14 protein-coding genes are annotated in these 14,555 nt (G+C 65.7%); all 14 read left to right on the top strand.

Annotated features, from left to right (window positions below; translation table 11 throughout):
• Window positions 1-268: 268 nt before the first annotated feature.
• The 14 genes from D1369_RS11090 (at window position 269) to D1369_RS11020 (ending at window position 14,366) form a co-directional block, all read left to right on the top strand.
• Entirely contained in the window at window positions 269-589 is a 321-nt protein-coding gene (locus D1369_RS11090; RefSeq protein ID WP_007385064.1) for a WXG100 family type VII secretion target, read from the top strand.
• 67 nt (window positions 590-656) lie between these two features.
• Window positions 657-950: a WXG100 family type VII secretion target gene (locus D1369_RS11085; protein ID WP_007385065.1), complete on the top strand. Its 294-nt coding sequence runs from the start codon at window positions 657-659 to the stop codon at window positions 948-950.
• Window positions 951-1,212: 262 nt separating this feature from the next.
• Window positions 1,213-2,379, top strand: a complete 1,167-nt coding sequence (gene mycP, locus D1369_RS11080; RefSeq protein ID WP_237557673.1) for a type VII secretion-associated serine protease mycosin — start codon at window positions 1,213-1,215, stop codon at window positions 2,377-2,379.
• A gap of 5 nt (window positions 2,380-2,384) precedes the next feature.
• Complete coding sequence (locus D1369_RS11075; RefSeq protein ID WP_007385067.1) at window positions 2,385-2,699, top strand: hypothetical protein; 315 nt, start codon at window positions 2,385-2,387, stop codon at window positions 2,697-2,699.
• 39 nt (window positions 2,700-2,738) lie between these two features.
• Complete coding sequence (locus D1369_RS11070) at window positions 2,739-4,193, top strand: hypothetical protein (protein ID WP_007385068.1); 1,455 nt, start codon at window positions 2,739-2,741, stop codon at window positions 4,191-4,193.
• Window positions 4,194-4,279: 86 nt separating this feature from the next.
• Window positions 4,280-5,611 (top strand): S8 family serine peptidase, encoded by a 1,332-nt coding sequence (locus D1369_RS11065; RefSeq protein WP_237557674.1) that lies wholly within the window; start codon window positions 4,280-4,282, stop codon window positions 5,609-5,611.
• A 599-nt stretch (window positions 5,612-6,210) separates the two neighbouring features.
• Window positions 6,211-6,432 carry a hypothetical protein gene (locus tag D1369_RS11060; RefSeq protein WP_050789758.1) on the top strand — a complete coding sequence of 74 codons (222 nt, stop codon included), beginning with the start codon at window positions 6,211-6,213 and terminating at the stop codon, window positions 6,430-6,432.
• Complete coding sequence (locus D1369_RS11055) at window positions 6,429-7,175, top strand: hypothetical protein (RefSeq protein WP_007385071.1); 747 nt, start codon at window positions 6,429-6,431, stop codon at window positions 7,173-7,175. The genes D1369_RS11060 and D1369_RS11055 overlap by 4 nt, the downstream gene beginning before the upstream one ends.
• 24 nt (window positions 7,176-7,199) lie before the next feature.
• On the top strand, window positions 7,200-8,639 hold the full coding sequence (locus tag D1369_RS11050; protein ID WP_007385072.1) for a putative T7SS-secreted protein: 1,440 nt from the start codon (window positions 7,200-7,202) through the stop codon (window positions 8,637-8,639).
• Complete coding sequence (locus tag D1369_RS11045; protein ID WP_007385073.1) at window positions 8,636-9,145, top strand: hypothetical protein; 510 nt, start codon at window positions 8,636-8,638, stop codon at window positions 9,143-9,145. The genes D1369_RS11050 and D1369_RS11045 overlap by 4 nt, the downstream gene beginning before the upstream one ends.
• Window positions 9,146-9,964: 819 nt before the next feature.
• Window positions 9,965-10,666, top strand: coding sequence for a hypothetical protein (locus tag D1369_RS11035; RefSeq protein WP_037901588.1), 702 nt, complete (start codon window positions 9,965-9,967; stop codon window positions 10,664-10,666).
• A gap of 281 nt (window positions 10,667-10,947) precedes the next feature.
• Window positions 10,948-11,391 (top strand): hypothetical protein, encoded by a 444-nt coding sequence (locus D1369_RS11030; RefSeq protein ID WP_202477100.1) that lies wholly within the window; start codon window positions 10,948-10,950, stop codon window positions 11,389-11,391.
• A 99-nt stretch (window positions 11,392-11,490) separates the two neighbouring features.
• On the top strand, window positions 11,491-13,686 hold the full coding sequence (locus D1369_RS11025) for a DUF6571 family protein (protein ID WP_007385077.1): 2,196 nt from the start codon (window positions 11,491-11,493) through the stop codon (window positions 13,684-13,686).
• Window positions 13,683-14,366 (top strand): hypothetical protein, encoded by a 684-nt coding sequence (locus D1369_RS11020; RefSeq protein WP_237557675.1) that lies wholly within the window; start codon window positions 13,683-13,685, stop codon window positions 14,364-14,366. The genes D1369_RS11025 and D1369_RS11020 overlap by 4 nt, the downstream gene beginning before the upstream one ends.
• Window positions 14,367-14,555: the final 189 nt, after the last annotated feature.

The raw sequence follows: 14,555 nt of genomic DNA, 5'->3' as shown, positions 1-14,555 counted from the left end.
CTGTTGGAGCCGGGGGAGAGCCTTCGCGGCGCCTGCCCACGCCCGCTCCTTGTTTGGGCGCGCGCGCCGCGCGCGTATAGCAAACAACTTGTGAAAAAGGTGAGTTGAGTACATCGCGATCTTGCTACAGAACCCTTCGGATGTTCGTTCTGTCGGCGGATGCGTCTAGAGTGGTGGCAGACCAGACTGGCTACGCCTGCCGCCCTGTGGCGGCGGTGGGGCATGTGCGGGTCTACCTAGAACTCCTACGTCTCATGGGGGACACAACATGGCTGGACAGCAGTTCACCATGACCGAGGAGGAGATGGTCGCGTTCAGCGGCAAGATCTCCTCGGTCAACTCCTCGATCCAGGGCGAAATCTCCCGCCTGCAGACCGTGATCGACACGATCACGGGCGGGTGGAAGGGCTCGGCGGCCACCGCGTACAACAACCTGCAGTCGCAGGTGAACCAGGATGCGAACAAGATCAACCAGATCTTGAACGACATCAAGGAAGCGATCGACCAGAGCACCAAGGCCTACGCGGCTTCGGAAGAGGAGCAGCGCGCGTCCATCCAGAACATCGCGGCCTCGTCCCCCTTCGGATGATCGGACCCGTGCGCCACGGTGCACGTCCGTGACCGACCATCCACACATCTGAGGAGACATAGAAGAGATGTCCGGGCAGATTCTTGTAAATTTCGCCACGATCTCCCAGGCCGCGCAGGATGTCCGCAGCACTGCGGGCAAGATCCGTACGCAGCTTGACGAGCTGGAGAGCGGCGTCAAGCGCATCTCCGCCAGCTGGGAAGGCTCGGCGCAGGAGTCCTACCGCGCCAAGCAGGCCGAGTGGGACCAGCGCGCCGCTTCCATGCAGCAGACGCTGGAGGCCATCGCCAAGGCGCTCGACAGCGCCGCCCAGAACTACCAGGCGACCGAGTCGAAGAACGCCCAGATCTGGGGCGGCTGACGTGATCGCTTGATGGGGGCGGATGTGCTGTCGCGCATCCGCCCCCATCGGCGGTTCACGGGGCGTACGGACTTTTCCGCTCTTAGCGGGTTCATGCGTCCCGTACAGAAACAAAACGGGAGGACGTAAGACAGTGGGATCCGGGGCATCGCGCGTCGCGCGTCGGAGCGCCGCAGGCACCGCCGCCGTGGCGGTTCTGGCCTGTGGGCTGCCCTTGGCGGGGGCCACACCGAGCGCCGCCGCCGAGCGCGTGCGGACCGCCTTGACCGACGACGACGTGCGCTTCCAGGTCGACGACACCAGCTGCTCGTTCCCGTCCGACATCATCAAGGGAACGCCCTGGTCGCTTCAGCGCGTGGTCCTTGACCAGCTGTGGCAGGACACCAAGGGCAAGGACGTCAAGGTCGCTGTCATCGACACCGGCGTCGACACCGTCAACGCCCAGCTCAAGGGCGCGGTCGCCAACGGCACGGACTACCTGCACAAGGGCGGCACCGGCAAGACCGACCCCACGGTGGGCCACGGCACCAAGGTCGCGGGGATCATCGCGGCCAGGAAGCTCGACGGCACCGGTTTCGTCGGCCTCGCCCCGGAAGCGACGATCATCCCGATCCGGCAGAACGACGACAAGGGCAGCGGCAACGTCGACACTATGATCAAGGCGATCAAGTACGCGGCCAACGCCGGCGCCAAGGTCATCAACATCTCGCAGGACACCGCCTCGAAGATGGCCCCGGATGTCGACGCCGCCTTCCGGCAGGCCGTCAAGTACGCACAGGGCCGGGACGCCCTGATCGTCGCGGCGGCCGGCAACGACGGCGCGGACGGCAAGGTCAAGGAGACGTTCCCGGCGGCGTATCCGGGAGTGCTGGCGGTCGCCGCTTCCGACCGCAACAACGCCCGCGCCCCCTTCTCCCAGTCCGGCCCCTTCGTGGGCGTCGCGGCACCGGGCATCGACATGGTCTCGACCGTTCCGGTGGGCGGCAACTGCGTCGACCAGGGCACGAGTTTCGCGGCGCCGTACGTCTCGGGTGTCGCGGCCCTGATCCGCGCCAAGCACCCGGACTGGAACTACAAGCAGGTCATCACCCAGATCGAGCAGACGGCGGACCGGACCAAGGCGGGCCGCGACGACTTCGTGGGCTGGGGCGTCATCGACCCGGCCGCCGCGGTCAACGACGACACGACGACGCCCTCGGCCGACGGTCCGAAGCCGGACACGGCGGGTCCCGCGGGCGACTCCGCCAACGTCCAGGCCGCGACACTGGTCCTCGGCGAGTCTGAGCAGCAACGGACGGAACGGTATGCGCTGTACGTCCTGGCGACCGGGTTCGCGTTGGTGTTGCTTCTGTTCGGGGGCGGGCGGGTCCTGAGCGACTGGCGGCGCAAGCAGGGTGTGGGTAACAACGTGGAGTCAACGGGGAGCTGAGCATCATGGCTGAGCAGTACAAGGTCGATCTGAGTGAGATCGAGGGGACGATCACCAAGCTCAACGGCGTCATCAGAGACATGTCGACGTCCAAGTCGAGCTGCATGGGCAACACATACCTGCCGCAGGGCGCGCTCGGGACGGGCTTCGGTGAGGCGAAGGCGCTGTACGACGCCCACGAAGCGATGAAGGAGCGTCTCTACGAGATCGTCGCGCACCTGGAAGACGTGCTGGACGACTTCGGGAAGAAGACGAAGAGGACGCATGACGCGTTCAGCGACGCTGAGGCGGAGAACTATGCGGCGTTCAACAGGAAGTAACGGGATGTCCTGCTACGGGGAAATGAGGGGGCTGTAGACATGGGCGACAAGGACATCGACAACTTCGATTACGTCGAGACGAACCAGTGTGTCGCGGCGAAGCACACCACGCCGTTCGGGCTCAACTACGACATGGACCAGATGAAGGACATGGTCCGTGACGCCGACCCGGCGACCGTGCACAGGGTCGCAACGGCCTGGGACGCGCTCAGCAAGGATCTGGTCGGGCCCGGCGGCATCAAGGAAAGCCTTGAAGCCGCGGTCGAGCACGTTCTGGCCCACTGGGAAGGGCAGAGCGCGGACCTGTTCAGGGAGCGGGCCCAGGTGATCAGCAAGAAGATCACCGACAGCTCGAAGTACGCCACCCACACGTCGACGTCCCTGAAGGGCGCCGCCGTAGAGCTTGAGAAGATCAAGCCAGAGGTCCTCGCCATGGAGAAGCCGGGCAAGGTCTCCCGTGCGCTCGACTACATCGGCAACATGGGCGACCGCGACGACTCGGGCGCAAACAACGCCCTCAAGAGCGGCGCCGGCTCCCAGGAGGCCCTCGACGGCAACGCGGGCAGCTTGTCGGAGGGGCGCGAGGCGCAGCTGCGGATGGCTGTGAAGATGGAGGCGTTGGGGGCGGCTTATAACAGTCGGGCTGCGGAGATGGGGTCGTGGACCCGGAACAAGACCAGAGACGACAGCGAAGATTATCCCGGCGATCCGGGTGGCGTTGCTCCGGCTCCTGTACCGGTGCCGACGGAGAGCGCCCCCCGAAGCCCCAACGCCGCGACGACAGGTACTGCCCGCGGCGGTCAGGTCAGCACGATCGGCTCGTCAAAGCCTGTGTCCCCGCCGTCGGGCATTACGGGCGGTGCCCACAAGCCATCGGAAATCACGGGCGGTGCCCACCACCCCTCGGTGGCACAGCCTCAGATCGGTACTGCGATTGACGGCGTTGCCGGCGGTCACACGGGTGGGCCCACGACTGGCGGCATCGGTACGGTCGGCGGTGGAACCGCTGGCGGTGGTGGCGTCGGTGGTGGTTCAGGCTTCGTCGGCGGTGCGGTAGGCGGTGCGGTAGGCGGTGCGGCTGGAGGCGTCGGCGCCGCTCGTGGTGGCATGGTCGGCCGTGCTGGCACTGCTGGCGCTGCTGGGGGTATGGCAGGTCGTGCTGGTGCTGGCGGCGTGGGCGGCGCAGGCGCTGCCAAGGGCGCAGCTGGTCGGGTCGGAGGCACGGCTCGTGGCGGCGTAGTGGGTGGCACGCCCAAAGCCGGTGCGGGCGCGGGCAGGGGCACAGCCGGCGGCTCGGGTTTGCACAGCAGCCGCGGAGCAGCAGGGAAGGGAGCCAGCGCTGTCCGCAAGGGCGGCATCGCAGGCGCCCCCGGTTCGCGCACTGGTCGTCGCAAGGAAGATGAGCAACGCGAGGGCGAGCGTCCCGACTACTTGGTCGAGGACGAAGAGACGTGGACGCCGCAGACCAATGCGGCGCCTCGTGTCATCGAGTAGTCGCTTGGTTCTCACTGGCACGTGACAGGATGCGTGGGCGTGGCCTTCGGGTCACGCCCACGTTGGGTATGGGAGAGGAAGAGGGAATGGCCTTCACGCGAATGGTGCGTGCTGTAGGCACCACGGCACTGACAGGCGCGCTCATCCTGGCGGCGGCACCTATTGCTTCTGCCGACCAGACCAGACGTGACCAGTGGGCACTCGGTGTGCTGCACGCCGAGTCCGCTTGGAAGGTGTCAACGGGCAAGGGCGTCACGGTCGCTGTCATCGACACCGGGGTCAACGCCGAGCACCTAGATCTTAAAGGCAACGTGCTCAAAGGTAAGGACTTTGTGGATGGTGATGATGACGCTTCTCCGGAAGAATCCGATTCTGATCTGTCCACCAATCACGGTACTGAAATGGCGTCGCTCATTGCGGGACACGGACATGGCGCGGGCGCGGCCGATGGCGTAATGGGGCTGGCTCCGGAAGCCAAGATTCTTCCGATTCGATGGGGTGGCGGCAGCTTTGCGGAGGAGATTCGCTACGCAGTAGATCATGGCGCCTCCGTTATCAGTATGTCTGTGAGCACTAGCCACGAATTTCCCGAGGATCGAGCGGCGGTGGCGTATGCGATTGCGCATAATGTTCTCATCGTGGCGGCCTCAGGAAATGAAGGTGAGTCCGGTCAGATTGACTTCCCGGGAGAGTTTCCAGGCGTACTGACGGTCGGCGGTGTAGGCAGAAACGGGACCATCTGGGAGGGCTCGAACTATGGGCCCCAAGTCCTACTCACTGCTCCTGCCACGGACATTGTGAGTGCGGGATGGCCTGGGAACAAACTCCGCATCGGCACTGGAACGTCCGACTCTGCAGCATTTACTTCTGCAGCTGCCGCCTTGATCAAGTCTAAGTTCCCCGACTTGACTCCCGGCCAGATTGCCAACCGCCTGGTCAAGACCGCCGTCCTCCCCGCCTCTGCCAAGGGACTCTCGCTTCCTGACGAGAAGTACGGCTACGGAACCATCAGCCCCTTTGCCGCGCTGACGCAGGACATTCCCGCAGGCTCGAAGTACGGGCCGCTTGTGGCTCCGGGGTCTGGTAGCCCGTCTGCTGCCGCAAGTGCTGGCACGTCTGACACGGACTCCGCCACAGAAAAAGAAAAGGCAGACCAGAAGCAAATGGTCTTCTTCGTCGTCCTCGGCGTTGTCTCCCTGGTGGTGATCGGCCTCATCGTTCTCCTGATCGTGAAGCTGTCCCGGCGGAACAAGGACCACAACGGTGGTGGCGGCGGTCCGGCTGGCTACCCGCAGTACGGTCAGCAGGTGGCGCCGCCGCAGCAGAATCCGTACCAGCAGCCCGTCTCGCCGCAGCAGCAGAACCCTTACCAGCAACAGCCCACCCCGCCTCACGGACAGTGGCCGCCGCAGCAGTAGCTGTGGGGATCGATCTCCGTAGATCGGCGTGGCACGGCTGAAGTCCTGGCGCATCTTCCGCAGATCCCGATGCAGCCGTCCTAACCCTGGAGCGGCAACGCTGAAAGACCTCAGAGCCTCGGCCCGTCCGGCCCGTCACCGCGGCGGAGCCCTTCGGCTCAGGGGTTTTGCGTGGGGCGCCCAGCCGTACGGGCCTTTCAAGCCGCAACGCGTGGTAGCCCCAACCCAGGCACGCCCCGCGGAACTTCGCCGGCCTGTGCGCTTCGCGATCGGTTGCTCCGCAGACACGGTCACACCACCATCGCCCTGCCCTCCGGGCAATGCGCTATCGGATCGTCACCCTTCACGCGACTTCCTGGTGGTCTCCTCTGATTAGCAACTACACCAAGGGGACGGGTTCTTGAGGGGCCAGGGGGTGGGTGTGACCTCGGCTATCCGCGGCAGTACCATAACCATCCGATTCTTTGGGCCCGTGGGCCGACCTGCAACATCATCGGGGGAGTTCGACGACGGTGGCTGGCTATTACAAGGTTGAACTTGAGGCGCTTGCTCGGCTGAGCGCACAACTCGGCGAATGCGGGGACACCATGCGTTCGGCGATGAAGCAGCTCAAGGACATCGGCCCAGAGGGCTCGGGGTACGCCGAGTTGGAAGAGGCCTGTGACGCGTTCCAGAACAAATGGGGCTACGGCATCGGTTTGATCGCTGACGCCACCAGCGGCGTCACGGAGGGACTCTCGGAGACTCGGAAGGTCTACGAGACCCTGGAGGAGCAGATCGCCGAGGCGTTCACGGTGTCCGGGACGGCGGACGGCAAGTGAGGCCGGCGCCGGACAACGGAGTCGAGAGACAGACCGACTCGCAGCCTGCTTCGTCCGCGTTCCGCTTCCAGGTTCAACCCGAGTTCCATGAGATCCCTCTTGGCGTAGGGGCCGACGAGACCGCCCTCGACGAGCAGATGGTCGCGTTCGCGCGTGATTACTGGGGCGGCCAGGAAGAGCGAGAGCCGCTTCGCGCGCTCACCGCAGCCCTGTACGGCGTGAACTCACGCCACTTGGTTTCCGAAGGGGCCGTCTTCAACGCGATGGGTGTCTTCCCCGTCGGAGGCGGCGAAGACGGATCGAAGTCGGCGGAACGAGTCAGCCGCTGCACCCTGTTGGTCAGTGTCCAGGATCTCGACAACCCGGACCCAGTGCTTGCCGCTGCCGGCATCGCCGAGACGCTTGCCCGAAGCAAGCACGGCGGGGACGTGCTGCCGGTCCGTCTCCCGGCCGGCCCCGCTGTGGTGCATGTCGCAGGTACGCGCATGGTCTGGGAGCTTGCGGACGGGGAGCAGGAACGGTTCTCCGTCCGTATCGAGATCTGGTTGCCCTTCCCTGGCGAGGACCGTGTTCTCGTCATGTCGCTCAGTACCGCCGACGTCCACGACCTGTACATGTACCAGGCAGTCCTGGCCGATATCGCCGACACCATCACCTTTGACGACAGCGGTGCGGATCGCCCGGGAGACCCGTCCGTCGCTCCTGCTACGGCCGCCGTGCCTACGCCCAACCCATTCGGATGACCGCGTCGAGGAGGACGTAGACGTATGAGCACGCAGGCCTACGACGCGCTCGGCTTCGACCCGGCACCTGGTGTACCGGCGTCGGTACAGCGACTCGTCACCACGCTGAGCAAGGTGGGCAACCAGCTCAACGCCGCCCACGGCACGCTGGCCAACATCGGGAAGGCCGACGGTGCGTGGGAGGGCGACGCCGCTTCCGGTTTCGCCAAGAAGGTCGGTGAGCTGCCGAAGTACCTTGCCGACGGCCACAACTCCCTTATCGATGCCGCGCAGGCCCTCAATCAATGGCATTCCCAGCTGTCCGACTTCCAGGCGCTGGCCGCCCGCTACGAACGGGAGGCGGAGGAGGCGCGCCGCGTACTCAAGGACGCGCAGGCCAATCCCGACCTGCAGCTCGCGGGGAAGACCTTCGACACCGAAGCGGCACTGGACAATGCCCAGAAGCGTCTGGACTACGCCGTCGGACGGGTCAACGACGCCACCGGCGATCTGAATGTCGTCATCAAGAAGGCTCAGGACCTACTCGGTGATCACGAGGAGGCCGCACGAGCTGCCGCGGAGGCCGTGCGCAGGGCTGCCGCGTGTGCCCCGGACAAGCCAGGCCTGTTCGACCGTTTCATGGATACGCTCAAAGGCCTCGGTGACAAGATCACGGAGCTGGCGGGGGACATCTGGAAGTGGATACAGGAGCACGCCGACACGATCTACAAGATCGGCGACTGGCTGGGCATGGCCGCCGCTGCATGTGACGTGCTGGCCATCGTCTTCTCGGAGACGGTCATCGGAGCCGCGGTCTTCGAGATCGCGGGCAGGATTCTCAACGCCGGGGCGCTCGGATTCCACGCGGCCGGATGGGCCGCGGGTGCCAAGAAGGGCTCCTGGGCGGACATCGGCCTCGACATTGCGGGTTTCGTGCCGTTCGGTGATCTCCTCAGGGGCGGCAAGGTCGCCATGGGTGCCTGGAAGGGTGTGGAAATCGCGGCGGACTCGTTCAAGGCAACCGAGCGCGTAGCCGAGATCGCAGGTAAGGCCAAGAATGCTGAAGTCTTTCTGGAGTCCAAGAAGTTCCTCGGCTTGTTCGGTGAAGGCAATGCGGTGTACCGGGTCACCGCCGATACGATCAAGGATCGGCTCGCGATCGCGACTGAGCGCGTTTTCAACGATGCCACGCGGTACGAGAGGCCGCTGACGAGTCCTGTCAAATGGGCGGACGAACACCTTTTTCCAAAGATAATCGACCACACTCCGCTGGGTAAGATCCCGGGTCTGGCGGACGTCGTGAAGCTGGGTGAGAACGGCAAGACGTTCATCGACCCCACCTCGTGGGTCTCGCGCGGTGCCGAGGCTGCCTACCGTGGGTACAAGTTCGTAGGGTCGGCCGAAACGGCCTTGTCCGACGAGGTGCAGGGGAAGTACGAGAAGTACAAGGACATGGTCGACCGAGGTCTTGGAGCATTCGGATGAGCACTCTGACCGGTGGTCCCAGCACGGAGTGGGGCCCAAGACCGCCGAAATCGGCGCTGCGTATCTGGACGCGCTATTTCGCGCAATGGCTCTGGGGTCCCCCGATCTGGGTGCTGGCGCGAATTCCGCTACTTCTCCTGGCTGTTCTCGAGATCGACGTGCAGAGCTCGGGAACCGGACGGGCCAGGAAACCGCGTTGGCGGCGCCGCATCTGGGTGGACCGGGAGCGTCTGCGTCTCGACCGGATCCGTGACCCACAGGAACAGGAGCGCGAACTGCGGCAGTTCCTCGCGGATCACCGGCTGAACTGTGTCCCGCCGCGACCTGGGGCGCCGGTGCCGCTGCCGTGCCCGGGGGGCAAGCATTGGCTGGGTATCGATGGCTGCTACTACCGTCTCCTGGGTGCGAGGCGCGCTCTGGACATCGCCCACAACGAGTTCGGTTGGGTGCCGACCGAGGGGTTCGAGAAGAACCTGCCGGGGTGGCTGCAGTTGCGGTGCCCGTGAGATCCGTCCCGGTTTGGAGACGGTGTTCCGCAGAGGGGTGACCAGGCACGGGCTGTAGAAGCGCGAGTCTGCGTCGCCTCGAGGCCGCCGCCGTCTCCCCGTGGATGTCCCAGCGGGCGGAGACGATCCTGCCCGGTCCGCGTGTGTACTGCGACGAGGTCTTCAGCCTCGGGGCGCGGGGACTGGACGAAGAAGGTCTGACGGACCGGACGCGTCAGTCGCCACTCAGCGATGAGATCGGCGTGTTCAGGGGCGCCGTCGAGGGTGACGTACGGGAGTTCGGGCCGGGCGAGCCGAGTAGGGCAGCGCGTACGTCCCTGGCGGAGGCTCATGTCACCCCGTCGGCGGAGCGCGGAGTACCGGTCAACCTCCCGAAGAGCTCTGCGAGGGCAGTCGGCGGCTCTGCGTTCACTGGTCGCATATCCGTTCAGAACGGGCCCACGCGGAGCGGAGATTCTCGGCGGGTTGCGTGAAACATTGGTGTTCGGTACGTGGAATGGAGCTGTGATTCCGCCGCTCGTTCGAGCCTCCGACTCCGTTTCGCTTTCCCCGGTGTCAGACCGGGTGACTCCGACGACTAGACTTCCCGGCTGCCGCTGAATGTGCCGACCTAGGCGGTCGATGGGCTCGGAGTGCGGTACCCCTGAGGATTCCGAGCAGAAAATCGAACCGCAGGACCCGAGTTGGAGTACCGGGCGATCATTGTTTAAATGATCACGCAAGTTCACCCGCAATCGAATTCCCACGGGGGCCTTTATGAAGACGCACATTCCGTCTGTCCGGCATGCAGCCGTCGCGCTCACTTGCGCCGTCGCACTCGTGTCACTCACGGCCTGCAACGACGACAGCGGTGCGGCCGCGTCCGCAGCCGGTTCCACGCCGTCCAAGGCCGCAAAAGCCAGTCCCGCCGCCGAGTCGAACGGCGTCGAGAAGCTCTCCGCGAAGGAGATCTACGACACGGGCATGAAGACCAATGCCCAGTCGGGCTCCTTCCGCGAGAAGATGGAGCGCGAGGGTACCAAGAGCGATCTGCGGCTCTCCGCCACAGAATGTGTCGGCACCGTCGAAATCTCGGAGAAGGGTTCCTTCGAGATCATCCGCAAGGGCAACGACATCTGGGCCAAGCCCGATGCGACGTTCGCCGAAGGGATGAACTCCGCCCTCGGCAAGACCGCTTTCTCCACCGACAAGTGGACCCACGGGACACCGAGCAACGCGCTCATGGCGAAGCTCGCCAGCTGGTGTCACCAGGAGCAGTTCACCGCCCCCGACACCCTCGACGCCGCCAGCAAGGTGACGAAGGGCAAGGTCACCACGGTGGACGGTCAGCCGGCGGTGCCGGTCGTCCTGGCGGGCAAGGGCGAGTCCGTCACCTGGTTCGTCGCGACCACCGGCAAGCCGTACTTCATCAAGCAGGACAGCACCCGCGAGGACATGCAGGACCTCGCGGACTCCGACTTCGGCACGGCGGTGGGTGCGAAGGCGCCCTCCGGCACGGTCGTGGCGGCACCGGAGGCCTGATCCGCGTGAGGGAGTGACGGCTCGACGGGCAACTGCCCGTCGAGCCGTTCGCGTTCGCGTCCGTCACCTTCTCCTGGCGTCTCACGGTGCGGTGAACAGTGGTCCACGCAAAGGGAGATCCGGTATGTTCGGCCTGCTTGATTGGCATGTCCTTGCCTATGGTGCCGGGCGCACGGCCCGGCCGTACTGGGCACCTCACGTCGTACGGATGCAACGCAACCCGTGATCGAGTGAGCGAACCGGGCATGTCCACCGATTTCACCACGGGGATGGGACAAGGGATGAGTACTCCCTTCGATGCGCCGCAGCACAGCGGATCCACTCGGACGCGGCTGAACTCCGTGCCCGCGGACGGCGGCGGAGGAGGAGGCGGCGGAGGCGGCGGCGGTACCAACGTCGACACCCAGCGCCTCGACGAGGCCGCCAACGCGCTCGTCGAGCTGCGCGGTGACACCGAGAACGCCGACAACAGGGCCGACGACGACTGCCTGAGCGCTTCCCGGGGGCTGAACAAGCACAGCGCCGGAGGTATGGCCGAGGCGGGTTCCTGGGCCACCGCCGGTTCCCTCGTGACGATGGACGTCCGCTGGGGGTCGCAGGTCCTCAACCTCAAGAACCTGCTCCAGGAGATCAGCGACAAGCTCCACACCACCTCCGGTCACTACACCCGCACCGAGCAGGAGGAACAGGCCCGGCAGCACTCGATCAGCACCCCCTTCGGGTGAGTCGGGCCCACCGGGGCCGTGGCCGTCGCCGTAGCGCCGCCGTGGCCCGGGTGAGCCCATCGAGCCGGACCTGAACCCCCTCACAAGGAGCAGTCGCACATGGTCTCCATCCCCTACCTCGACAAGGCCGACCTCGGCCCGCTGGCCGATGCCGCCGCCTCCTGGAAGGCCTTGCCGGCCAAGTACGAGGCGTTGCAGCAGGAGTTCGAGCAGCGGGTCGTCAACCACCTCAAGGGCCACTGGGACGGGGACGCGGCCGATGCCGCCTTCGTCACCATGGGCAAGGCGCGCACGGAGTACGAGAACGCCGCCACCGAGGCGGAGCGCATAGCCAAGCTGCTGCTGGACGCGCACGGCGAATTCGACGCCTCCCAGAAGCAGTTGCACGCTCTGCTGGACGAAGCACGCAACGACCACTACAAGGTCTACGACGACGGCCGCGTCGAGGACGTCGACCCGCGCCAGGACAGCCCGACCGCCTCCGCCTCGCCGGGTCTCGCCGAGGAACGCAAGAAGAAGCTGGACTCGCTCGTCTCCCGGCTGACGCGGGTCCTGGAGGTGGCCACCGCCGCCGACGAGGCTGCCAGTTCGGCTCTGGAACGCGACGCCAACGGCGACAGCCAGTCCTTCAACACCAGCGTCTACACCACGCTCGACTCCGTCGAGGCCGACCAGGCGTCCGCCCTGATGAACAAGAAGGGCCGGCTCTCCGACGCCGAGATCACCAAGCTCAACCTGCTGCTCTCCGCCAACAAGAACGACCCCGAGTTCTCGAGGGACTTCGCGATCAAGACCGGCGGCGAGAACATGCTGAGCAAGTACAACGAGCTCGTGAGCCCTCCGGCCGGCACCACGCTCTCCAAGGAGCAACTGGCCCAACTCAAGCAGCTCAAGGCGAACTTGGGCACCACCATCGGCACGGCGACCACCTCGGACGACCACCGCAAGGGCGGCCCCGACCCCGAGATCACCAAGTTCCAGAACGACCTCCTCAAGGCCGGCCAGCGCGACTTCAACGCCAACCCCACCGAGTCCCCGTACGGGCTCAGCGGCTACCAGCTCACCAGCAGCCTGATGAGCGAGGGCAAGTGGGACAAGGACTTCCTCCAGGACTACGGCGACGCCCTGATCACCGCGGAGAAGAACGGCGCCAACGCCGGGCAGAACCCGGACGCCTACTGGGGCTACCCGCGGACGCTGGGCACGACGAACATCGGGGCGCTCGATCCGATGGCGGGGTTCATGGACGCGCTGGGGCACAACCCGGACGCCTCCACCGAGTTCCTCACCTCCGACGCCACCATCGACGGCGAGAAGGTCGATCACCTGGACTACCTGCTGAAGGACCGGCACTGGCCCGAAGGCCCCGGCTACACGGGCGACCCCGGGAACCCCAGCGGTTACAACAACCTCGGCCACGCCATGGAATCCGCCACCTCGGGCCGTGCCTTCGATGACGACGGTGCTCCCGTGAAGCACACGCCCGAGCGCGCGGCCCTGATGAAGGAGGTCGTCGACACCATCGGCGGCGATCCCGGCCTGGCCAGCGACTCGCCCCGGGACGCGCTGCGCGACAGCCTGGGGAACATGACGGCCGAGTACATGGCGGACGTGCAGGCCGCCATGGGCAACGAGCAGGGCACGATCAAGTCCTTCGGCGCGGAGGCCAACCTGGACACGGCCACCCTCCAGCCGTTCCTCGGGACGGTAGGCCGAGATCCGGATGCCTATGTCGCGATCACTGAGGCTTCGCAGGCCAACACGGCCATTTGGATGCAGCGGGTGGCCGAGAGCAACCCGTCGGACATCGCCACCGCGATGGAGAACGTCGCTCACCCCGGCGGTGTGGTGGCCGGCATCCTCAGTGACGCTCGTGACCAGGCCATCTTCGATGAACACTCGGCCTCCGACAAGGATTTCAACGACGCTGTCGCGGTGGGCGACAAGTGGGCGGGCCGTGGTCTGGGCATGGCTGTCGGAGCGGCGACCAGCACCGCCGTCCCCATCGTGGGAACGATCGCGGGCTGGGCCGTCGAGGACATCCAGGCGCTCGTGGTGGAGCAGGTTCAGCAGGACACGGTCGACGAGGCCCAGCACGAGGCGCGCGAACGGTATGCCGAAGGCAGGGCAGGGGTGCGGTCCTCGAGCGCGGAGTCGCTGCGCCAGGCCATCGCACACTCCGGCCTGCAGGTGTCCGAGAAGGACATCAATGTCTATGCCGAATCCGCGGCGCGGGCCTCGGAGGACGGATACGCCGCTGGAACCACGTGGAACTCTTCGACGAGCGGACGGTGATTAAGACAGTGCACGGCCTTCCTGAATCACGTGCCTTCTCCGGTGTACGGCGAAAGCTCTGGCCGCTCGCCGCAGTCGTCACGGCCACGCTGGTCATGTCCGGCTGCAGCAGCGGAAGTGACGACAAGACGGAGGACCGCAGTACATCCGTGTGCGACGGCAAGCTCCGCAGCGAAGCCTTCGGCACGCTCACGGGTGACGGTGGCGTGACGTCCGAAGAGACCCACGACTTCCATCCCAAGGAGTGGACCGCGGGCGGCAGATGCTACGTCTACGGCGAGAAGCACTCCGTGCAGATCGATTACCTCTGGCGCTTGGACAACCTCGACAAATACAGGTCCCCGGGCCCCTCCACCGTCAAGACCTTCAAGATCGGGGCGGTCACCGGTTACCTGGAGACGACCAAGGTGCGGGTCGCCAAGGGAGACGTGCACCAGAACCGGGCATGGCTGGCTCTTCCCTGCGCCATTCCGGGAGAGGAGACGAGGGATCACGCCATGCTGGAGATCGAGGTGAAGGAGCCGCCCCCGGCGCGGCCCCTCGACGACTCGCTGACCAAGGCCTTTGTCTCCGCCCTGACCGTTGCCACCAGCTACCTCGGTGACGATGTCTTCAAGTGCTCGGAGTCCCCTGCGCCAGCGGCATCAGGATCGGCCTCACCGAACGCTTCGGGTGGCTGAGAGCGATGTGGGCTTGGCGGCCGGAGTTTTCGGCGACTCCGGTCCAAGAATGGCGGTCGCTGACTGATCGGTTCCGTGGTGGCGCTTGCCGTGCGGGTTCTGGGTACTGCGGATTTCAGCTTCTGTACCCGAGTGCCGGGACCGGACGCGTCTGCTGAGGGATGTTCTCCGGCACGCTGGTGGTGTCGA

Source organism: Streptomyces sp. CC0208 (assembly GCF_003443735.1).
GTDB classification, from domain to species: Bacteria; Actinomycetota; Actinomycetes; order Streptomycetales; family Streptomycetaceae; genus Streptomyces; species Streptomyces sviceus.
This window is presented reverse-complemented; position numbering and strand designations above follow the sequence as displayed.